This window comes from Staphylococcus sp. GDX8P114P-2 (genome assembly GCF_017892945.1).
In the GTDB taxonomy this organism is placed as follows: domain Bacteria; phylum Bacillota; class Bacilli; order Staphylococcales; family Staphylococcaceae; genus Staphylococcus; species Staphylococcus arlettae.
The window spans coordinates 80,446-100,847 of sequence record NZ_JAESMB010000018.1; the positions used below are offsets into that span (position 1 = coordinate 80,446).

Consider the following 20,402-nt stretch of genomic DNA (forward strand, 5'->3'; position numbering starts at 1 on the left):
TTTTTGTATATTTTACACTTTTAAGCATAATCTTTTGTTATTTTTAGTAATTTTTATATGATTAGAGTATCTTAAGTTGGAAGGGGTATTAATTTGGAAACAGTAGAATTTTATAATGGTAATAAAATGCCAGTAGTTGGTTTAGGTACATTCCGTGTTGAAAATAATGATGATTGTAAAGAGGCTGTAAAACATGCCATCATTAATGGTTATCGAAGCATCGATACTGCAATGATTTATGATAACGAATCAAAAGTTGGAGAAGGTATTGCAGAAGGCTTAGCTGAAGCTGGAATTGCAAGAAACGAATTATTTATTACATCTAAATTGTGGTTAGCTGACTACGGTCGTGAAAATGTTCAAGCAGCATACGAAACAAGTTTGAAAAAACTTGGATTAGATTACTTAGATTTATATTTAATGCATTGGCCAGGGTTAGATGAAGCTGTAATGATTGATACTTGGCAAGGTATGGAAGATTTATATAAAGATGACAAAGTTAAAAATATTGGTGTAAGTAACTTTACTGTTAGTCATTTAGAAGCTTTATTAGCACAAGTATCTATCAAACCTGTAATTAACCAAGTTGAGTTTCACCCGTACTTAGTACAAGATGAACTTCGCCGTTATTTAGAAGTTCAAAATATAGTGGCTGAATCTTGGTCACCATTAATGAATGCTCAAATTTTGGATGATGAAGTAGTAAAAGCTGTGGCAGAAGAAGTAGGCAAAACTCCTGCACAAGTCATCATCCGTTGGAATATAGAAAATAATGTCGTTGTTATCCCTAAATCAATTACACCATCAAGAATTGATGAAAACTTAGATGTATTTAACTTTAGTTTAACAACTGCCCAAATTGAAAAATTAAATGCTTTAAATGAAGATAAACGTATTGGTCCTAATCCGGATGAGTTTAGTGGGCAATAAACTGATAATAAAATCCCTAGTGTAGGTAATTACACTAGGGATTTTTTCATTTTTTAACTAATAGTATAGCCTATAAGACAAGCTATAAAAGCACCAAGATATTGCAATACAGAATATAAAGTGAAATGAAACAAATTTCTTTCTTTGTCAATAAATTGTACAAGTTCTGATGCCAAAGTCGAAAAAGTCGTTAAGCCACCCAAAAATCCAACAGTGGTTAGTGATAATATTAAGTTATCTGACGTCTGATTCATAATAATTCCAATTAGCAAGCTCCCGACAAGATTGACGAATAAAGTAGCAATAGGTATACGGGATACAAAGTGACGATTACAATAATTTGTAATGGCACCTCTAACTACTGCACCCAAGCCTCCTCCAAACATAATACATAATAAATTAAGCATTTAACCAACTCCCAATTTTGACACCTAAGTAGCAACATAAAATGCCTAATACATAACTTATAATAGCGTATATAAATAAATGAACGATCGCTTGATGATTAAGCATAGTAACTAATTCAAATTGAAAGGTCGAAAATGTTGTTAAGGCACCTAAAAATCCAGTAGTAACAGCTTTTTTTAAGTGTGGATTATTTCGAAAATAATTTAACGATAGTACACCTAATAATCCCATTAACGTAGCACCTGTTAAATTTGCTAGTAAAGTACCGATAGGAAATGCTGTCGAATTGTTATTAAACAAAGATAATCCATAGCGTAACGCCGCACCAAACGCGCCGCCTATAAAAATATATAAATACTGCATAGTATATTACCTTCCTAACATAAAAAATAGAGCGAGAAAGAACCCAAACAAATAACACTTGGAATTCGTATACCCGCTCTCACGATGTGACATGTTTACTTCTTCATTTTATTATGGATGTATACATGTTACTTAATTTGTGTTGATTTAATGTGAAATATACATTTATGTAGTCTTACTTACACAATTATAATTAATTAAAAAATGATGCCAAAAGTAGCAAGTGAAGATAAAATATGTATAATAATCACGATTAATAAGATGAATGGTAGTAGTTTGCTTGCTTTTTTAACCCAATCCGTGCGTTCTTTTGAATGCTTGATTGATTTATCTGAAAGAATAATAGCAGCAATTAAAATTATTGCGTTAATAAAGCTACAGACAAAAATTAATTTAATCATAGAATCAAATATCTGATCTAGCAAAGGGTTGTAAGTATTGAAACAAAAACTTACTAATATTAATAGCCCAGATAAATAAAAATAAAGTTTTGAGCGTGCCATATTTACCTCCTATAGCGTATCATTTGATAATAATAACACACTTTTACAAAAAGTTAATAGTATTAGTGATTTCTCTGTAATACATACTCATACTATAGTTGAGTAATTATAAATTGTAGGTATAAGAATGGAATTAATATGTTTTAAATAATGAAATTATATAAATTATAGGCAAAAAATTAGAAATTTTATGGCAATGGTGGTATAAATGAAATGTATGGTTTAATAGATTTAAGACAATTCGAAGAGAATTGTTTATATTAGTCAGGAGGAATATGTAATGACAAAATTAAATGTTGAAGTGTTTGCAGATGGTGCAGATATTGAACAAATGAAAGCTGCTTATAAAAATAAAGAGGTTGATGGTTTTACTACTAACCCAAGTCTAATGGCCAAAGCAGGCGTAACGGATTATAAAGCTTTCGCAGAAGAAGTTGTACGTGAAATTCCTGATGCTTCTATTTCTTTTGAAGTATTCGGTGACGATTTAGAAACGATGGAAAAAGAAGCTGAAATCTTAAAACAATATGGTGACAATGTTTTTGTTAAAATTCCTATTGTTAATACTAAAGGTGAAACAACAATTCCTTTAATTAAAAAATTATCAGCTGATAATGTACGTTTAAACATTACTGCTGTTTATACTTTAGATCAAGTTAAAGAAATTACTGATGCTGTAACAGAAGGTGTGCCAACATATATCTCTGTATTTGCTGGACGTATCGCTGATACTGGCGTAGATCCAGTACCAATGGTTAAAGAATCAGTTGAAATTGCACATAGTAAAGCAGGCGTTAAATTATTATGGGCAAGTTGTAGAGAAGTAATTAACGTAATTCAAGCAGATGAATTAGGTGCAGATATTATTACTTGTCCTGCAGACGTTGTTAAAAAAGTAAATACTAATTTAGGCAGAGATATCGAAGAACTGTCAGTTGATACAGTTCAAGGTTTCGCTAAAGATATTCAATCATCTGGCTTATCTATTTTATAATGAAATAGATTGAGTCCGGGATATAAATAGCTCAGACTTTAATATAAACGTCAATTTCTATTGAAAAGATATAGAAATTGACGTTTTCTTTATTTTTTGAATGACAAAATATAGTTTGCCCGATGTTGTAATGTGTTGACACCCGGGAGAATAGCATGTGAGAGTGACTACAGGCTCGAACTATACCCCAGGCAAGCTAGCACGGTCAAAATTGAACGTTTTTAAATAAACAAATGAATGTCAGACAATGATATAGCTGTTATCAAGGATAAGGTACTTTTAAGATAAAAGATTCTACTATTGAATCATTGTGTTATTTACTATAAACTTTAATGGTAAATTGAAATGAACGAAATAGAGCGAGGTATAGTACATGAGTTCGAATATTTTTCAACAGAAAGTGAAAAAACAGCTGTGGTTTTTGAATAAAAAAGAAAAACGTACTTTACATAAAGTTTTAGAGGAAGCAACTTCAAAAGATTCAGAGGTTGATTTAAAACGCCCAGTAAGGTTTTCTAACCAATTTTTAAAAGAGTTTATTTTTCAAGAAAAAGTCGTTTCAGTGACGACATTGTTTCCTTTATTAATTGGTATTTTGTTTGCCTATATTATTTTAATTGGTGTGTTTTTATTTGGTTTTATTACAAGTTTGACTGCAGTCCAATATTTTATAAAACCGGAAGTGTCGTTATCTCCTCTGGTAGTTATTTTAACACTGATAGGTTCAATTTTATTAGTTATTTTGAGCTTATATTTTATTAAGGTTGCTACTGCATACTTTACTAAAAAGTTATTGGAATATAAACATAATTCGAAATTATAACTGACAGCTAATTATAAGTTTGTTTAAATAAATGGATAAGGACAATACTTTCTTGCCATTTTTTTAGAATCAGATGATAGGGTTCATCGATAGTCAGAAAATGACTGTTATTAAATTGAATAATTGAAGCGGAGCCTTTTGTTTTTACTCCACTTATCGAATGCGCATTGATATAATATTGTATCGGTGCGCGTTTAGGTTTTAGTGGAAATAGAATTAAAGTGTCGTGGATGAAGATAGGTACTAACTTATTAATTTTAAGCATGGCTTTGGCATGTTTGAGTTGTACAGTTAAAGATTTATTATTGATTTCTAATAAATATTTTACTACATTGTAAGGCGTTGTTGGATAAATGTAGTAATGGTTTAAATGTTGACAAAGTGTTTTTGTTTGTGTACTTTTTTGAGTGTGTAAGTATAACATATTTGCTGAAGAATGCATATGAACATATTCCTTTCATATTTTAAAATAATTTGAATATTTCACTTGTACAGCCTTTTTATAATTTTTAATTGTAGATAATGATAGTTGCATAATATTAGCAATTTCATATTGCTTATAACCTTGTAAAGATAGCAAGAACCATTGTTGTTCTTTGTGAGATAATTGATTGCTAAACTGTGTATACAAAATGGAGGCTTCAATAGAGGAGAAATTATTCTGAGCTTCTAAGTGGCACAGATTGATATCGACAAAGTGATATTTAAGATGTTTGGAGCGAAATTGATCAATCAAATGGAAACGTAATCTGATATATAAATATGACTCTAATGAGTTGGAATGCTGGGGATTATAATTTACGAGTAATTGCCATAAGTGAATAAATAATATTTGAAAATATTCATCATAATTATACGTGATTTTATATCGTTTTAATAGTTTGTGTATTAACTGTTGTTGCTTTTGCAATTCGATTGAAATTGTCATTATAGTTCCTTTAAGGTTGTAATTACAACTTGAATTTCCGGATATAGAGATTTTATTACGATTAATAGAAATTTTCATTTGCTTAATTAGATAAATAGGTGTTAAATATTAGTAGTAGATAGAATAAATAAACAACATAGCGATTGAATACATGATTAACTCAAAGATATGACATTTTATCTTAATTTTTGTATAAATAGGGAGGTTTCATAATGGATTACGCACACTTAAATTTAGAGCATTTTTTCTCTAGACATGATGACCTAGACATAATAAAAGATAAATCAGATTTTGTAATGATAAATAATACGACCAACGAAATGTTATATCGTGATGGAGATATTGAAGGTACGATTGATTTGAATCGCTATTATTATAAAAATAGATCTCAAGCAGTTAGCTTTATTATGATGGATTATTATAGAAGTCAAGAGTAATGAAATTAAAATTTCATTACTTTTTTTATGAATTTGTGACAACTTAGGTATTAAATTGTCTATTTTACAGTAAAGTGTTAGACTTTATTATCGAAGTCTTATAATTAAATACGATAATTTTGACCTTAGAGGTGTGAACATGACAAAGCATAGTAAAGGCTCTATATTATCAATTATTGGTTTATTGGTAATATTAGCTGTCGTTGTGAGTATCGTCTTTTCAATGATTTCTGATCAAATCTTCTTTAAAGATGTTAAAGAAGTAGAAAAGGTAGAAAATCTCAAAGTTTCTTTAGAAAAGGCGTCGAAAAAACAAATTCATAACTATACTAGTCAACAAGTGTCTAGTAAAGATAATAAAAACTGGCGAGATGCGTCATCTGGAGAAATTAAAGCTGCGATGGATAGTAGTAAATTAATTGATAGCGATACTCAAAAATATCAATTTTTAGAACTTGATCGCTATCAAGGAATCGATGAAAATAGAATTAAGAGAATGTTGATTGATAATCCTACTTTATTAAAACACTCTGACGATTTTATTAAAGCAGCAAAACATAAACATGTAAATGAAGTATACTTAATTTCACATGCATTGCTAGAAACTGGCTCTGCTAAAAGTGAATTAGCAAGTGGTGTGGAAATTGATGGCAAAAAATACTATAATTTCTTTGGTGTAGGCGCACTTGACGAAGATCCTGTTAATACAGGCGCTAAATACGCTAAAAAGCATGGTTGGGATACGCCAAGTAAAGCCATTGAAGGTGGAGCGGCATTTATCCATGATCATTTCTTATCTAAAAAAGAACAAAATACATTATATAGTATGAGATGGAACCCACAAAATCCAGGTAAACATCAATATGCAACAGACATTAAATGGGCAGAAAGTAATGCAAGTTTAATGGCCAACTTTTATAAAGATATGAAAACTGAAGGTAAGTATTTCAAATATTTTGTCTATAAAGATGATGACAAACATAAATCGCAATAATAAAAACTAGAAAGCTGAGATATAAATCTCCGTTTTCAAAATAAGAGGAGACTGGGACAACATTGATTCGTCCCAGTCTCTTTTCATATTGTCAGTAGCTGACTGCATTGAAAATGCGCTTCAAACCGAGCTTGTTTCAACGCTAGTCATTCTTGCCGGGGTGGGAAAACGAAATTATTTTTTTCAAAATCAGATTTCTGTCCCACTTCATGTTTTAGTCGAAACCTTTTTTTCGTGTTGGCAGTAGCTGACTGCATTGAAAATGCGCTTCAAACCAAGCTTTTTTCAACGCTAGTCATCCTTGCCGGGGTGGGACGACGAAATCATTTTTCAAAATCGGATTTCTGTCCCACTCCCTCTTTATATTTTAAGTCTTTTATTTTGAACAAAGGCTGCCTGGTGTATGTTTCAAACATATAGTTTCTTACTATTCCATCGGGTGTCAGCACGTTACATCATCGAACAAATTATATTTTGTTGTTCAAAAGGTAAAAAAGCATCAAATTCTATATATTTTGAATAGAACTTGACGCTTTTTCCAATCAGATTTATGTCCGATCTCGTGATTTTTGTTAATAAACTTTATTTTTTCTAGAGATAAGTAATAATAATAAAAGTGTCGAAATAAATACTTTGAAAATAAGCTTCATGTGATCACATCCTACTCTAAATACTAGCGTTGCCTATTATACATGTTATAAAACAAAATAACTATTCTTCAAAATAATGATGTTTTTCTAAAAAATTCTTGGCAACGACAGCAGGTTCAAGACTTTTACCATCTGCTTGGTAGTTCAATTTTTGCATATCTTGTGTTGAAATTTTATTGTTTAATTTGGCAATAGATTTTTTGATTTTCGGATTGTCTTGTAGAAAATCATTAGGTGCAACTGCACTTGCATCGTATGGAGGGAAGAAATTTTTGTCATCTTTCAACACAACTAAATCATAGGCAGAAATTCGACCATCGGTAGTATAACCTAATGCTACATCTAACTTTTTATTTTTAAGGGCATCATAGACTAAACCAATTTGCATAGGCTTTAATTTATTGAAGCCAAAACCGTAAAATGATTTAAATGGTTTATAACCATCGCCACCACGTTTAATCCAAGTTGAATCTGTACCTACGTTTACTTTATTTTTAATCTTTTTCAGATCTGAAACAGTACGCAAATTATATTTCTGTGCTGTTTCTTTAGTGACCATGAAAGCGAAAGTATTTTCAAACCCATAAGAATCAAAAAATGTTTGATCAAATTTTTTATTGAACAATGTTTGTGTAATTGACATTGCCTTTTGAGGGTTTCTAATAGGTTGCTGTTCTAGTACACCAACTAAATCAGTGCCAGTATATCGTGTGCTAGAGATGTCAGCATCATCATTGATCATTGCGTTATGTTGGATTGTAGCTGAACCTAAATTATTAATAATAGAAGCAGAGTATTCACCATTTGAATCATGTTCAATTTGTTCTTTTAACATGTATGCCATGATTTGTGATTCACTCGTAGCCAAAGCAGAGATTTTGATATTTTTTTGGTTATTGCCACCACCTAAACCGGGTAAATCACAACTTGCTAATATAGAAAAGCTTAATATAATTAATATTGCAAAATACTTTAATCGTTTCATTGATTACCGTCCCATTTAAATTACTTTATTAAAATTAATTTTTTGTATGTAAATAGAGTATCATAGTTGAAAGAAATAATTAACAAGAGCTATGAAAAATTGTTGTATAATGAAATTATTTATAGAATATAGTATTGTTAAATTTATCAGTAATCAATTACAGGAGGGGTCATATGCGAGTAGCAATTATTGGTGCTGGTACAGCCGGTGTATCAGTACTAAGAGAAATGGTTAAATATGAAAAGTTTAAAGATTGGTACGTTGATGTATATGATACACCTAAAAATATGGGGAAGGGCGTCCCATTTCAAAATGACAGTGATCAATTGTTAATTAATTTACCTGCTAAGGAAATGTCTATTAATATCGAAAATCAACGAGAATTTTTCGATTGGTATCAACAACAAAATGTTTTTAAATTTGATAATCCAGAATATTTGCCGAGATTTATTTTTGGCCATTATATGAAGTCTTATTTAAACTATTATTTAAATCAATTTGACAATATTAATAAAATTTCAGAAAAGGTTGAGGAAGTATTTATTAATTCAGATATTGGAGATACACAAGTTTCATATAGCGTGTGTACTAGTATGGATATGACAAGTTGTCGAACTTATGATTGCGTATTTTTAACAATTGGAACATTGTCTTATCACGATCCATATAATTTAAAAGGCACAAGCGGTTATATTCAAACTCCGTATCCAACGTATAACACCTTAGATGAAGTGAAAGACACAGATAACATTGCAGTGATTGGAACTGGTTTAGCTAGTTTAGATGTAATACGCTACGTAGCTGAACACCATCCTAATTTACCTTTAACAGTGACTAGTAGAAGTGCAAAATTACCGCGTGTGCGTGGCAATATGCCAGAATTGCAATTTCAATACATTACACCTGAAAATTTTAATACTATTAAAAAACGACATTTTGGAAATATGCCGTTAACAGAGGCGATAGCATTATTTAAACAAGAATGTGCACATTTTGGTATTTCCTTAACTGAACTATTGAGCAAAGAAAATCGCACCCACGTAGAACAACTCCAATTTGATTTAACGCATGCTGAGGAATTAGGTACGTTACAAAGTTTACTCGAAGGAATTAAAGAAAATATGAATTGGATTTGGAATAGTTTTAATCGACAAGATCAAGAACAGTTTTTAAATCATTATCAACATATACTCAAAGAAAATTCTAATCCGATGCCTCCGAGAACAGCTGAATTACTTATTGCTGAGATTGAGAATCACAACATAGTGATTAAAGCTAATTTACAAAATATTACATATGATGGGCAACATTTTTGTATATCATATGGTGAAGACAAGAACAATTGTGAATACTATGATGTCATTATTAATGCTACTGGCTCAAAGTCACATTTATCTGAATTAGATGGGGATGATCAACTCGTGCTAAATTTAGAAAATAGGCAAGTAATACAAGCCCATCCTTTAGGTGGTATTCAAATAGTACCAGAGACTAACCAAGTAATTAGTCCTAGATATGGCACATTACACCATATGTTTGCATTAGGCCAACTTACAAATGGCATTAACCAATCACGGAATGGCGTTAATATGATAGTTAAACAAGCAGTAGATGTTGTGAAGTTGCTTCTACAGCAATCGAAAGCATAGCTTGTAAAAATAAAAAATAAACCCGACTTTAATAATATGGATTGTTTTTACTGTATAAATAGTGTATTATAATTCATGTAACTTAACATAAAGTTACTTGACTCAAACATCATTAACAATTTCATACGTAATTCTTTCGGGGCAAGGTGAAATTCCTAACCGGCAGTATAAAAGCCTGCGACCCATAAATGTTTAGTATTTATGGCTGATCTAGTTTGATTCTAGAGCCGACAGTTAAAGTCTGGATGGGAGAAAGAATGAAGATATAACACAACACTACTATAGTGTTTATTTGGTCATGCCATTTTACGATAGAGGTATGTCATTATTTAAGTTACACAAATGTTATATAAATATATCCCGCACCTGAAAACTCATGTTTTTCAGGTGCGTTTTTTTATTTAAGAGGTGATAAATTGAGTCAATTTTTAAATTATGCAATAAATTTAGCACACATGGTACAAGGTCAAACAGGAGTCAATCCACCTGTAGGAGCCGTAGTTGTACGTGATGGTCGAATTGTTGGCTTAGGCGCACATTTGCAACATGGTGATAAACATGCTGAAGTTCAAGCTTTGGAAATGGCCAAAGACCTAGCCAAAGATGCAACGATTTATGTGTCATTAGAACCATGTACTCACTTTGGCACTACACCGCCATGTGTTAATAAAATTATAGAATATGGAATTACTAAAGTTGTTTATGCGATGAAAGATACTACATTAACCTCAAATTGTGATGAAATTTTAACTAATGCAGGTATTGATGTGGACTATCGCTTTCAAGAAGATGCAGAAAATTTATATAAAGATTTTTTTACAGCTAAAAATGAACAACTTCCTGAAGTAACTGTAAAGGTGTCTTGTAGTTTAGATGGTAAGCAAGCTACGGATAGCGCACAAAGTAAGTGGATTACTAACAAACAGGTTAAGCAAGATGTTTTTAATTTGAGACATCGACATGATGCGGTACTGACAGGTAGAAATACTATTGAACATGATAATCCACAATACACTACACGTATTGAGAATGGTAAAAATCCTATTAAAGTTATTTTATCTAAATCAGGTACGATTGATATGGGGTTAGATATTTTTACAGATCCACAATCTAAAGTATGGATTTATACAGAAAATAATAAATTGTGTTCACAAACATCTAATGTAGAAGTAATAGTTCTCGATGATTGTTCCTTAAATAATATTTTAAGTGATTTATATCAAAGAGGTATTGGTAAATTGCTAGTAGAAGCTGGTCCGACCGTGACGTCTGAGTTTCTCCAATCTAGCTTGGTAAATGAACTCATCTTATATTATGCCCCGAAAATTATAGGTGGTTCTGGTAAGTATCAATTTTATCAAACAGATAATGTTCTTGAATTATCAGATATTCCGAATTTTGAAATTGTTAATTCTGAGTTGCTTGAGCAAAATATCAAATTAGAACTGCGAAAGAAGTGAGCAAAGATGTTTACTGGAATTGTTGAAGAAGTCGGTACAATCGAACGTAGTCAAAGTAGTAATGCTGTAGTTGAATTAACTATCACATGTCAAACTATCCTTGAAGATATGCACATTGGAGATTCCATTAGTGTAAATGGTGCATGTTTGACAGTTACTGACTTTACTAACCACGGTTTTACTGTTCAAGTAATTGAAGGTACAGAAGCAAAGACGTATTTAAATCAACTGAAACAAAGTAAGGAAGTAAACTTAGAACGTGCGATGAGTGGACAGGGTCGTTTTGGTGGACATTTTGTCTTAGGACATGTTGACGAAGTAGCGACAATTACACGCATACAAACGTCTGATAATTCAAAAATAGTGTCAATCAAGCCACCGAGTCACATACTTGATGAGATGGTACAGCAGGGTTCAATCGCTGTTGATGGTGTAAGTTTGACAGTTTTCAAACTGGGTGACAAAGAATTCGATATTCATTTAATCCCTGAAACAAGAAAATCAACGATCTTGAATGATAAACGAGTTGGTGATTATGTGCATTTGGAGACTGATATGCTATTCAAGTATGTGCATAAAATAGTTGGTAAGCAATCAACAACTTTAACTGCAGATAAATTAAAAGCTTTCGGTTTTTAAAGGAGGGGCATACTATGCAATTAAATCGAATTGAAGAAGCATTAGAAGCACTGAAGCTCGGTAAAAGTATTATTGTAGTAGATGATGAAGATAGAGAAAATGAAGGTGATCTTGTAGCTGTAACTGAATGGATGCAAGATAACACAGTAAACTTCATGGCGAAACATGGAAGAGGATTGATCTGTGCGCCTGTAAGTTCAGATATCGCTGAAAAATTAAAATTACATCCGATGGTTTCTGATAATTCGGATGTCTATGGCACGCAATTTACAGTTAGTATCGATCATGTCGATACAACAACGGGTATTAGCGCAGCCGAAAGAATGTTAACTGCAAGAGCACTTATTGCTACATCTACAACGTCCGCAACATTTAATAGACCTGGACATCTCTTTCCACTAATTGCGAAAGATGATGGCGTTTTGGTACGTACAGGACATACAGAAGCATCGGTTGATCTAGCACGATTAACAGGTGCCAAACCTGCAGCGTTAATTTGTGAAATAATGAATGACGACGGTTCTATGGCTAAAGGTGATTCTTTAGAAGCCTTTCGTGAGCAACACCAATTAGTAATGATTTCTATAGCAGATTTAGTTGAATATCGAAAACATACTGAATCACATATTGAAGCACGTGCTAAAGTACAAATGCCTACTGAATATGGTGATTTTGATATGATAGGTTTCACAACTGCTAGTTCAAGAGATGAAATTGTAGCAATCATCAAAGGTGAGCCTCGAAAAACTGAAAATGTGCGTATTCATTCTTCTTGTATGACTGGTGATATTTTTCATAGTCAACGTTGTGACTGTGGTGAACAGTTGGCAGAATCAATGAAATATATTAATGAGCACGGGGGTGTGATTTTATATTTACCGCAAGAAGGTCGTGGCATTGGATTGATTAATAAATTAAAAGCTTATGAGCTCATTGAACAAGGTTATGATACTGTAACAGCTAATCGAGCATTAGGTTTTGAAGATGATTTAAGAGAATATAAAGATGCGGCAGCAATTTTAAAATATTTTGGTATAGAAAATGTGAATTTGTTGAGTAATAACCCAACAAAATTTGCTGGTTTAGAAGATTATGGCGTGAACATTGCACGACGCGTAGAAATCATTGTACCAGAAAACGAACACAACCATAGTTATATGGTTACAAAAAAAGAAAAAATGGGTCACTTAATATAGGAGGATTTAATTATGAATTTTGAAGGTAAATTAATAGGCACGGATTTAAATGTAGCAATTGTAGTGAGTAGATTTAATGACTTTATCACTGGACGTTTATTAGAAGGTGCTAAAGACACATTAATCAGACATGAAGTAAATGCTGATAATATTGACGTAGCATATGTACCAGGTGCGTTTGAAATCCCATTAGTTGCTAAAAAGTTAGCTGAAAAAGAGAAATATGATGCAGTTATTACATTAGGTTGTGTTATTAAAGGCTCAACATCACATTATGATTATGTCTGTAATGAAGTTTCAAAAGGTATTTCAAGAGCTAATGATGTAACAAATACGCCAGTTATTTTTGGTGTGTTAACAACAGATAATATCGAACAAGCAGTAGAAAGAGCCGGTACTAAAGCTGGAAATAAAGGTTCTGAAGCGGCTATCAGTGCAATTGAAATGGCTAATTTATTAAAATCTATAGATGCATAATTTATAAATTATTAAGAGTTTGGGTTATCAACAACCAATTCTCGAATGAAAAGGACGAATTCATATGACAATGGATTCGCCTTTTTTATATTAAAATATTACCGTAAAATTTCGTCACAAAATATATAACTTAGTGCTTACAGTAAAAGAAAACGTCAATTTCTATCGTATTAAAATAGAAATTGACGTTAATAAATTAGTCAATAATATTAATATTCTAGCACCTTTAGCATCAGTGGCAAAAATTATTTTGCCTTTTTAGTGATGATACTTAATAGCGATCCAACAGCTACAGTAGCACCAGCGATAATACCTAGTTTTTTAAGCATTTTAGGAGAAGTAAACTCCTTATAAGCTAAAACTAAGTTTTGTGGTCGTTCAGCTAATCTACGCATAAAGTAACTAAACCAATCATCACCATATGGGACATAAATACAGAAATTATAGCCTTGTTTAGCGATTTCTTCAGCTAATTCTGTACGAAAACCATATAGCATTTGAAATTCAAATTGTTCTTTATCTATGTTATTGTCTTTAGTAAATTGTTTAACATGATTTATTATTTGATCATCATGCGTTGCTATTGATGTAACGTGATTACAATTAAGAAGGCGTTTTTCAATAATATTTATATAATTTCGATCAATTTCATCTTTTGTTTGATATGCGATGAATTCATTTTCTTTATATGCGCCTTTAACTAAGCGTAAACGCAGCTCAGGGTATTTATCTATTAAAGCTTCTGCTTTAAATAAATATGCTTGAATTACAGTACCTAAATTTTTAAATTCACCTTTTAAACGGTCAACTGTTTGAATAACATCGAGTAGAGAATCATACTTCTCAGTATCGATATTTATGTGCATATTTTTAAATTCATTAGCTTTTAGCAAAATTTCTCTTAAATTGCGATAAGCTAAATCTAAGTCAAATTCAGCTCCTAATTGACTGATTTTTATAGACATATGTGCATCTAAATTATAATTATTAATGGCATACATGACTTCTAAGATTTGGTCTTTAGCCATGATTGCCTCTCCTTCAGTAGAGACATATTCTCCGAGGTTATCAACAGTCACGACGATACCTTTTTCATTTAGTCGGGAAATGGTTTCTACCAAAGCTGGAATGGTGTTGCCTGCAACAACTTTATTAGCACCAAACATGGGTCCTAGTTTTTTAGCAGTGTTGTTTAAGGCCTTGTTGTTTGATAAAGCAATGAAAAAATTTTTAATGATTGGCATATGTATTCCTCCATTCTCACAATTATATTTAGTTCTATTTAAGTGTATCATGAATTTATTAGGGAAGAAATCGTTTACAAGTTGATTTTATACAAAATTATTTACTTAATACACAAAATTAAGTAACAATAAAAATGTTGGTGTTATTTTTCTATTTTATAGGTGTAAAGTTGAAGATGATACACATTAAAATGGAAATTTTATAGCAGTATTTGATACAATTAATATAATGAATTCTATTGAGAAGGGGAAGTATTGACATGTGGAAGTGGGAAACAGAGAATGAAGCAAAAGGTGTAGTTGTTATTGCACATAATATGTTAGAACACACAGGTAGATATGCTTATTTAATCACTATGCTTCGCCGAAATGGATATCACGTTATAATGGGCGATTTACCTGGTCAAGGTCAAACTGCGAGATCAAATAAAGGTCAAATTGAAAGTTTTGATGTCTATCATGAACATATTTTAGATTGGATTAGGATTGCTAATGAATATAAAATACCTACATACATTTTAGGCGTTGGTCTTGGAGGATTAATTGTTTTAAATCTATTAGAAAAAGTAGAGGTACCTGTAGAAGGGTTAATGTTAATTTCACCATTATTGGAATTCAAAAAGAACAATAAAGTTAGAAAAGGTAAAGTAATTTCTAATATTGGAAGATTAGTTAAAGATACTCGCTTTAATATGGGTATAGAAATTGAAGACTTAACTAGAAACGAAGAAGTTATACAAGAAACTAAAGAAGATCAATTGATGTTAAGTAAAGTGAGTTATAATTGGTATAAACAGATTGTCGAAGTAATGAAAGAAACTGTGCAGCATTTGCAAGATATTGATCCTATACCTACACTAGTTATGTCTGCCAGTGAAGATAAAATAAGTGATATTAAAGTCACGGAAATGCTGAAAGATAAAGTTAAAACAAACGAGTTATATTATAAAGTTTGGCCAGGATTTTATCATGAAATTCATAATGAGCCAGAAAGAGATGAAGTCATGCGTTATATTTTATCGTTTTTAAACAATAGTGCGAGTACTATGGGTTTTATCGTTAACGATGAAAATAATGTATCGTAAACATTAAAATATAAAGTTATGACAAAGCGGTTTAATTTATATTGAATATAGATTAAATCGTTTTTTTATTAATATATGTGAAAAGAATCACAAAAATATTGAAAGTTTGTGATCGATTTGATATAGTTTAAATGTGAAAAAAATCACATTATCTTACTGTATAGGAGAGATGGTTATGAATGTTAAACATGGAAATAAAGTAGTATTAGTTGGAAATGGTGCTGTCGGTTCTAGTTATGCGTTTGCTATGGTAGTACAAGGTATAGCAGATGACTTAACGATTATTGATTTAGATGAGACAAAGGTAACTGGAGACGTTGCAGATTTAAACCATGCGGCTCCTTATAGTTCAACAACAGTAAATATAAAAAAAGGTGATTATAAAGATTGTGCAGATGCTGATATTATTGTGATTACAGCAGGTGCAGCTCAAAAATCAGGAGAAACTAGACTAGACTTAGTAGAAAAAAATGCTAAAATAATAAAGTCGATTGTTTCTACAATAATGAAGTATCAATTTAATGGGATATTTTTGATAGCTTCAAATCCAGTTGATGTTTTAAGTTATGTTGCGTATAAGACCTCTGGCTTACCGAAAAATCAAGTAGTTGGTTCTGGTACAGTGTTAGACACAGCAAGATTAAAGCATCAGATTTCAAAATATGTAGATGTTGCCCCAGCTAACATTGATGCAAATATCATAGGTGAACACGGAGATTCTGAGCTTGCAGTATGGTCACAGGCGCATATTGCAGGTCAACCTATACTTGAAATATTAAATAATAATTCACGAGACAAACAATTGATAGACACACTATTTTGTAATACACGAGATGCAGCATATGAGATTATCCAAGCTAAAGGAGCAACGTATTATGGGATTGCTCAAGCCTTGGTTCATATTACTCAAGCCATTTTAAAAAATCAAAATATTGTGCTAACTACTTCTAGTTATTTAGAAGGTGAATATAATCAACATGATGTATATATTGGTGTACCAACGTTGTTAAATAGAAATGGGGCAGTAAACGTCATAGAAACACCATTAAATGATCATGAAAAATTATTATTTAATGATTCAACTGAAATTTTAAAAGAAATGCAGTCAAAAATAAAGCTTACTTGATTGCATATTTCTTTGATTGAATTTAAAATGTGTATAAGATTAATTTTATTAAAAAATGTAATATTCAATCAGTGAAAGTTGTTCTCAAAAAGAATACTTACCAAAATTAATAAAATTAATTTTTTCATGTTTTATTATTATTTTTATTGGGGGTTATTATTATGGGAAAGGCGCTTCAAAATAAAGTTGAAGGCATCTTAAGCTTAAATCAACTTTTAAATGATGTTGAAGCAATCTTTGACAGTATAAAGAAGGAATATAAGATGTCTAAAGAAGAAGTCTTAATATTGCTTACTTTATGGAAAGAAGGTTCAATGACACTAAAGCAAATGGATGATTTCGTTCATATCAAATCATATAAACGTACACGTACGTATAATGATTTGGTTGAAAAAACGTGGATTTTGAAAGAACGTCCACAAAATGATGAACGTACAGTAATTATTCATTTTAATGAAGATTTAAAAGAGAAAAGGGAAGCTCTTTTAGACTTCATTAAAGATGAAATTGCAGCTAAAGAAACTAGTTTACAGTCTAGTTTAAAATCTATCTTAAATGTTTAGAGCAATAAAAAACCTCAGAACAATGTTCTGAGGCTTTTTATTATCTTTTTTCAATGGCACATATAAAAGGTGGGTTATTTTGTTGATTTATAAATTGATATTGTAAGATATGTGCTTGCTGTTGATTAAAATCATGTAAATATTTCATAAGCGCATCTTTTTCGACAGCGCCTTCTTCATGACCAGAATAAATAACCAAAATTATGATGCCTTCAGTGGCTAACATATTAAAAATTGAATTAATAGCTTCTATTGTAGATGACGGCTTAGTCACTATTGACTTGTCGCCATTTGGTAAGTAACCTAAGTTAAATATCGCTGCGTCAATTGTACCGTTATGTTTGGATGTAAGATGTTTTGACGCATTGGCATGACTATCCTTTATTAGCGTAACATTATGATAATTTTCTGTTTTAGCACTAGTAGCTGCCAGTGCTTGTTCTTGAATATCAAAGCCATAGACATGACCTTGAGGCACTAAGTTAGCTAAAAATAGAGTGTCATTGCCATTGCCACAAGTTGCATCAATGACAATGCTTTGAGGTGTGACATGCGATTCTAATAATGTTTTAGCAAAAGGTAATATTCTTTCTAGTTTCATGGTTGTGTCACTTTTTCAAAATATTTACCTTGGTATGAGTTTCTACGTGCTAATTCATTGTCGATTTCATTTAATACTTCCCATTTATTTACGCTCCACATTGGTCCAACCATTAAATCAATTGGGCCATCTCCAGTGATGCGATGTACGATCATCTCTTTAGGAATAATTTCTAACTGATCACAAACTAAATTTGTATAATCTTCTTGAGACATGAATTCCAACATGCCTTTTTCATATTGCTTAACCATAGGAGTACCTTTTAATAAATGTAGTAAGTGAATTTTAATTCCTTGAACATCCATTTGTGCAACTTCTTTGGCTGTTTCCATCATCATATTATAATTTTCACCTGGTAAACCGTTTATGATATGTGTACATACATTGATATTATGACGTCTCAATTTTGCAACACCTTCATAATATGTTTGCATATCGTGTGCACGATTTATTAAATCAGATGTTTCTTGGTGTACAGTTTGTAAACCGAGTTCAACCCATAAATAAGTTCGTTCATTGAGCTCAGCTAAATATTCTACCACGTCATCAGGTAAACAATCTGGTCTAGTACCGATTGATAAACCAACGACACCTTCTTCTTTTAATGCTGTTTCGTATTTCTCACGTAAAACTTCGACAGGTGCATGGGTATTGGTAAAAGCTTGAAAATATGCAATATATTGACCTTCATGCCATTTTTCGTGCATTTTATCTTTAATCTCTTTAAATTGTACTTCGATTGGATCAACTCTATTTCCAGCAAAATCACCACTGCCTGCTGCTGAACAAAATGTACAGCCTCCATATGCTACTGTGCCGTCTCTGTTAGGACAATCAAAACCGCCGTCTATCGCAATTTTAAAAATCTTTTGTCCAAATTTATTTTTTAAATGATAGTTCCATGTATGATATCTTTTGTCTTCAAAGGCATAAGGGAAATAATTACCCATTTTACATTTTCCTTTCTAAAATCATTCTAGTTAAAGATTTTAACATATTTTAGTGTTATATTGTTTACTGTATGAGTAGATTTTTATAATTAGAGAGGGGCTTTATGTATGAATATGCCTAAATCAGTGTGGTGGCTCGTTATTGGTATGGCATTAAATATAACAGGCTCAAGTTTTTTATGGCCATTAAATACGATTTATATGAATGAAGAATTAAACAAAAGTTTAACTGTAGCTGGTTTGGTATTATTGATTAACTCCATGGGTATGGTTGCCGGTAATTTACTTGGCGGTACGCTTTTTGACAAGCTAGGAGGCTATAAAACTATATTATTAGGCACAGCTATTTGTTTGTTTAGCACAACTCTATTAAACCTGTTTCATGGTTGGCCATGGTACGCTGTATGGTTAGTGTTGCTAGGTTTCGGAGGTGGACTAATCATTCCAGCAATTTATGCTATGGCTGGTGCTGTTTGGCCAAACGGTGGACGTCAGACTTTCAACGCTATTTATTTAGCGCAAAACATAGGTGTAGCTTTGGGAGCTGCACTAGGCGGATTTGTTGCTGAGTTGAGTTTTAATTATATATTTATTGCAAACTTATGCATGTATATCTTATTTGCTATTGTTGCGATTTTTAATTTTAATATTAACCTTGAAATAAAAGTTAAACCTAATGACAGTCTAACGTTATTTGCAAAAGAAAATCGACCACAATTATTATCTTTACTACTTATTTGCGCCATGTTTAGTATTTGCTGGATTGCATATATTCAATGGGAAAGTACTATTGCGTCATTTACGCAACAAATTAATATTTCAATGGGGCAATATAGTTTGTTGTGGACAGTTAATGGTATTTTGATACTCGTTGCTCAACCTTTAATTTCACCAATTATACGATTGTTAAAAGGCAATTTAAAATATCAAATGTATATCGGTATAGCGATTTTTATCCTTTCCTTTTTTGTAACAAGTTTTGCACAGCAATTTTCTATTTTCATGATTGGTATGGTGATATTAAGTCTAGGTGAAATGTTTGTATGGCCTGCAGTTCCCGCTATTGCGCACAAATTAGCTCCGACAGGTAAAGAGGGCGCTTATCAAGGGTATGTAAATTCAGCATCAACTATAGGGAAAGCAATAGGGCCAGTCTTTGGAGGCGTTATTGTAGATACTTTTAATATGCAAATTATGTTTTTAGCCATGATGGCATTGTTATTTATTGCGCTTGGATTTGTCTATCTGTTTGGAAAATCGGATGCTAAATATGTAAAAAATGACTAATATTATTTCTATAATGCGAGTAACTGTTGATTTTTCCACTTGAAAATCAACCCAATTTCAAATATCATTAGTAATGTATCGGAGTAGTAACTTATCTAACTTTTCTACAG

At 31.7% G+C, this 20,402-nt stretch carries 23 protein-coding genes and 1 riboswitch; of the genes, 14 read left to right on the forward strand and 9 right to left on the reverse strand.

The window, feature by feature from the left end:
* Positions 1–93 precede the first annotated feature (93 nt).
* A complete protein-coding gene (locus tag KA845_RS10895) occupies positions 94–930 on the forward strand; it encodes an aldo/keto reductase (protein ID WP_002510565.1) in 837 nt (278 codons plus the stop codon).
* Between the two features lie 53 nt (positions 931–983).
* On the opposite strand, the gene KA845_RS10900 is transcribed toward KA845_RS10895, so the two are convergent.
* The 3 genes from KA845_RS10900 to KA845_RS10910 all read right to left on the reverse strand — a co-directional run bounded on the left by KA845_RS10900 (position 984) and on the right by KA845_RS10910 (position 2,204).
* On the reverse strand, positions 984–1,337 hold the full coding sequence (locus KA845_RS10900; protein WP_002510566.1) for a fluoride efflux transporter FluC: 354 nt from the start codon (positions 1,335–1,337) through the stop codon (positions 984–986).
* Entirely contained in the window at positions 1,330–1,701 is a 372-nt protein-coding gene (gene crcB / locus KA845_RS10905; protein ID WP_021459821.1) for a fluoride efflux transporter CrcB, read from the reverse strand. The genes KA845_RS10900 and crcB overlap by 8 nt, the downstream gene beginning before the upstream one ends.
* 197 nt (positions 1,702–1,898) lie before the next feature.
* Entirely contained in the window at positions 1,899–2,204 is a 306-nt protein-coding gene (locus KA845_RS10910) for a hypothetical protein (RefSeq protein WP_002510568.1), read from the reverse strand.
* Between the two features lie 280 nt (positions 2,205–2,484).
* Between KA845_RS10910 and KA845_RS10915 the strand changes: the two genes are divergently transcribed.
* Together KA845_RS10915 and KA845_RS10920 are read left to right on the forward strand one after the other, a co-directional pair.
* Positions 2,485–3,198: a transaldolase gene (locus tag KA845_RS10915; protein ID WP_002510569.1), complete on the forward strand. Its 714-nt coding sequence runs from the start codon at positions 2,485–2,487 to the stop codon at positions 3,196–3,198.
* 373 nt (positions 3,199–3,571) lie between these two features.
* A complete protein-coding gene (locus tag KA845_RS10920) occupies positions 3,572–4,021 on the forward strand; it encodes a hypothetical protein (protein ID WP_002510570.1) in 450 nt (149 codons plus the stop codon).
* Positions 4,022–4,028: 7 nt separating this feature from the next.
* Here KA845_RS10920 and KA845_RS10925 read toward each other — a convergent pair whose 3' ends face one another.
* Positions 4,029–4,463 (reverse strand): competence protein ComK, encoded by a 435-nt coding sequence (locus KA845_RS10925; RefSeq protein WP_210128075.1) that lies wholly within the window; start codon positions 4,461–4,463, stop codon positions 4,029–4,031.
* A 15-nt stretch (positions 4,464–4,478) separates the two neighbouring features.
* Positions 4,479–4,949 carry a sigma-70 family RNA polymerase sigma factor gene (locus KA845_RS10930; protein WP_210128077.1) on the reverse strand — a complete coding sequence of 157 codons (471 nt, stop codon included), beginning with the start codon at positions 4,947–4,949 and terminating at the stop codon, positions 4,479–4,481.
* 212 nt (positions 4,950–5,161) lie between these two features.
* Here KA845_RS10930 and KA845_RS10935 point away from each other — a divergent pair, with 212 nt between their 5' ends.
* Both KA845_RS10935 and sagB read left to right on the forward strand, forming a co-directional pair.
* The gene (locus tag KA845_RS10935) at positions 5,162–5,386 is read left to right on the forward strand and encodes a hypothetical protein (RefSeq protein ID WP_002510573.1); all 225 of its coding nucleotides are present in this window, start codon (positions 5,162–5,164) and stop codon (positions 5,384–5,386) included.
* A 139-nt stretch (positions 5,387–5,525) separates the two neighbouring features.
* Positions 5,526–6,380, forward strand: coding sequence for a peptidoglycan release complex glucosaminidase SagB (gene sagB, locus KA845_RS10940; RefSeq protein WP_002510574.1), 855 nt, complete (start codon positions 5,526–5,528; stop codon positions 6,378–6,380).
* Positions 6,381–7,091: 711 nt separating this feature from the next.
* On the opposite strand, the gene KA845_RS10945 is transcribed toward sagB, so the two are convergent.
* Complete coding sequence (locus tag KA845_RS10945; protein ID WP_002510575.1) at positions 7,092–8,015, reverse strand: osmoprotectant ABC transporter substrate-binding protein; 924 nt, start codon at positions 8,013–8,015, stop codon at positions 7,092–7,094.
* Between the two features lie 173 nt (positions 8,016–8,188).
* Here KA845_RS10945 and KA845_RS10950 point away from each other — a divergent pair, with 173 nt between their 5' ends.
* The 5 genes from KA845_RS10950 to ribH all read left to right on the forward strand — a co-directional run bounded on the left by KA845_RS10950 (position 8,189) and on the right by ribH (position 13,436).
* Positions 8,189–9,664 (forward strand): FAD/NAD(P)-binding protein, encoded by a 1,476-nt coding sequence (locus KA845_RS10950; RefSeq protein ID WP_021459818.1) that lies wholly within the window; start codon positions 8,189–8,191, stop codon positions 9,662–9,664.
* 128 nt (positions 9,665–9,792) lie between these two features.
* A riboswitch (FMN riboswitch) is annotated at positions 9,793–9,925 on the forward strand.
* Positions 9,926–10,080: 155 nt separating this feature from the next.
* On the forward strand, positions 10,081–11,124 hold the full coding sequence (gene ribD, locus KA845_RS10955) for a bifunctional diaminohydroxyphosphoribosylaminopyrimidine deaminase/5-amino-6-(5-phosphoribosylamino)uracil reductase RibD (protein ID WP_002510577.1): 1,044 nt from the start codon (positions 10,081–10,083) through the stop codon (positions 11,122–11,124).
* Between the two features lie 6 nt (positions 11,125–11,130).
* Positions 11,131–11,763: a riboflavin synthase gene (gene ribE, locus KA845_RS10960; RefSeq protein WP_210128079.1), complete on the forward strand. Its 633-nt coding sequence runs from the start codon at positions 11,131–11,133 to the stop codon at positions 11,761–11,763.
* A 14-nt stretch (positions 11,764–11,777) separates the two neighbouring features.
* Positions 11,778–12,959, forward strand: a complete 1,182-nt coding sequence (locus KA845_RS10965) for a bifunctional 3,4-dihydroxy-2-butanone-4-phosphate synthase/GTP cyclohydrolase II (RefSeq protein WP_002510579.1) — start codon at positions 11,778–11,780, stop codon at positions 12,957–12,959.
* Between the two features lie 12 nt (positions 12,960–12,971).
* Complete coding sequence (ribH, locus tag KA845_RS10970; protein WP_002510580.1) at positions 12,972–13,436, forward strand: 6,7-dimethyl-8-ribityllumazine synthase; 465 nt, start codon at positions 12,972–12,974, stop codon at positions 13,434–13,436.
* Positions 13,437–13,681: 245 nt separating this feature from the next.
* On the opposite strand, the gene KA845_RS10975 is transcribed toward ribH, so the two are convergent.
* A complete protein-coding gene (locus tag KA845_RS10975; protein WP_002510581.1) occupies positions 13,682–14,680 on the reverse strand; it encodes a proline dehydrogenase family protein in 999 nt (332 codons plus the stop codon).
* 260 nt (positions 14,681–14,940) lie between these two features.
* Between KA845_RS10975 and KA845_RS10980 the strand changes: the two genes are divergently transcribed.
* The 3 genes from KA845_RS10980 to KA845_RS10990 all read left to right on the forward strand — a co-directional run bounded on the left by KA845_RS10980 (position 14,941) and on the right by KA845_RS10990 (position 17,454).
* The gene (locus tag KA845_RS10980; protein ID WP_103387796.1) at positions 14,941–15,765 is read left to right on the forward strand and encodes an alpha/beta fold hydrolase; all 825 of its coding nucleotides are present in this window, start codon (positions 14,941–14,943) and stop codon (positions 15,763–15,765) included.
* Between the two features lie 175 nt (positions 15,766–15,940).
* Positions 15,941–16,891 (forward strand): L-lactate dehydrogenase, encoded by a 951-nt coding sequence (locus KA845_RS10985; RefSeq protein ID WP_210128081.1) that lies wholly within the window; start codon positions 15,941–15,943, stop codon positions 16,889–16,891.
* Between the two features lie 161 nt (positions 16,892–17,052).
* Entirely contained in the window at positions 17,053–17,454 is a 402-nt protein-coding gene (locus tag KA845_RS10990) for a transcriptional regulator, SarA/Rot family (protein WP_103387797.1), read from the forward strand.
* A 40-nt stretch (positions 17,455–17,494) separates the two neighbouring features.
* Here the strand turns inward: KA845_RS10990 and mnmM are convergent, their stop codons facing one another.
* A complete protein-coding gene (gene mnmM, locus KA845_RS10995) occupies positions 17,495–18,055 on the reverse strand; it encodes a tRNA 5-(aminomethyl)-2-thiouridylate-methyltransferase MnmM (RefSeq protein WP_103387798.1) in 561 nt (186 codons plus the stop codon).
* Entirely contained in the window at positions 18,052–19,005 is a 954-nt protein-coding gene (gene mnmL, locus KA845_RS11000) for a tRNA modification radical SAM protein MnmL/YtqA (protein WP_021459814.1), read from the reverse strand. The genes mnmM and mnmL overlap by 4 nt, the downstream gene beginning before the upstream one ends.
* 108 nt (positions 19,006–19,113) lie before the next feature.
* Between mnmL and KA845_RS11005 the strand changes: the two genes are divergently transcribed.
* Entirely contained in the window at positions 19,114–20,292 is a 1,179-nt protein-coding gene (locus KA845_RS11005) for an MDR family MFS transporter (RefSeq protein WP_002510587.1), read from the forward strand.
* Positions 20,293–20,402: the final 110 nt, after the last annotated feature.

Bases quoted from the DNA above. Each gene is read 5' to 3' on its own strand.
- KA845_RS10900 (WP_002510566.1), bottom strand. From the start codon at position 1,337: ATGCTTAATTTATTATGTATTATGTTTGGAGGAGGCTTGGGTGCAGTA.
- crcB (WP_021459821.1), bottom strand. From the start codon at position 1,701: ATGCAGTATTTATATATTTTTATAGGCGGCGCGTTTGGTGCGGCGTTA.
- KA845_RS10910 (WP_002510568.1), bottom strand. From the start codon at position 2,204: ATGGCACGCTCAAAACTTTATTTTTATTTATCTGGGCTATTAATATTA.
- KA845_RS10915 (WP_002510569.1), top strand. From the start codon at position 2,485: ATGACAAAATTAAATGTTGAAGTGTTTGCAGATGGTGCAGATATTGAA.
- KA845_RS10920 (WP_002510570.1), top strand. From the start codon at position 3,572: ATGAGTTCGAATATTTTTCAACAGAAAGTGAAAAAACAGCTGTGGTTT.
- KA845_RS10925 (WP_210128075.1), bottom strand. From the start codon at position 4,463: ATGCATTCTTCAGCAAATATGTTATACTTACACACTCAAAAAAGTACA.
- KA845_RS10930 (WP_210128077.1), bottom strand. From the start codon at position 4,949: ATGACAATTTCAATCGAATTGCAAAAGCAACAACAGTTAATACACAAA.
- KA845_RS10935 (WP_002510573.1), top strand. From the start codon at position 5,162: ATGGATTACGCACACTTAAATTTAGAGCATTTTTTCTCTAGACATGAT.
- sagB (WP_002510574.1), top strand. From the start codon at position 5,526: ATGACAAAGCATAGTAAAGGCTCTATATTATCAATTATTGGTTTATTG.
- KA845_RS10945 (WP_002510575.1), bottom strand. From the start codon at position 8,015: ATGAAACGATTAAAGTATTTTGCAATATTAATTATATTAAGCTTTTCT.
- KA845_RS10950 (WP_021459818.1), top strand. From the start codon at position 8,189: ATGCGAGTAGCAATTATTGGTGCTGGTACAGCCGGTGTATCAGTACTA.
- ribE (WP_210128079.1), top strand. From the start codon at position 11,131: ATGTTTACTGGAATTGTTGAAGAAGTCGGTACAATCGAACGTAGTCAA.
- KA845_RS10965 (WP_002510579.1), top strand. From the start codon at position 11,778: ATGCAATTAAATCGAATTGAAGAAGCATTAGAAGCACTGAAGCTCGGT.
- ribH (WP_002510580.1), top strand. From the start codon at position 12,972: ATGAATTTTGAAGGTAAATTAATAGGCACGGATTTAAATGTAGCAATT.
- KA845_RS10975 (WP_002510581.1), bottom strand. From the start codon at position 14,680: ATGCCAATCATTAAAAATTTTTTCATTGCTTTATCAAACAACAAGGCC.
- KA845_RS10980 (WP_103387796.1), top strand. From the start codon at position 14,941: ATGTGGAAGTGGGAAACAGAGAATGAAGCAAAAGGTGTAGTTGTTATT.
- KA845_RS10985 (WP_210128081.1), top strand. From the start codon at position 15,941: ATGAATGTTAAACATGGAAATAAAGTAGTATTAGTTGGAAATGGTGCT.
- KA845_RS10990 (WP_103387797.1), top strand. From the start codon at position 17,053: ATGGGAAAGGCGCTTCAAAATAAAGTTGAAGGCATCTTAAGCTTAAAT.
- mnmM (WP_103387798.1), bottom strand. From the start codon at position 18,055: ATGAAACTAGAAAGAATATTACCTTTTGCTAAAACATTATTAGAATCG.
- mnmL (WP_021459814.1), bottom strand. From the start codon at position 19,005: ATGGGTAATTATTTCCCTTATGCCTTTGAAGACAAAAGATATCATACA.
- KA845_RS11005 (WP_002510587.1), top strand. From the start codon at position 19,114: ATGAATATGCCTAAATCAGTGTGGTGGCTCGTTATTGGTATGGCATTA.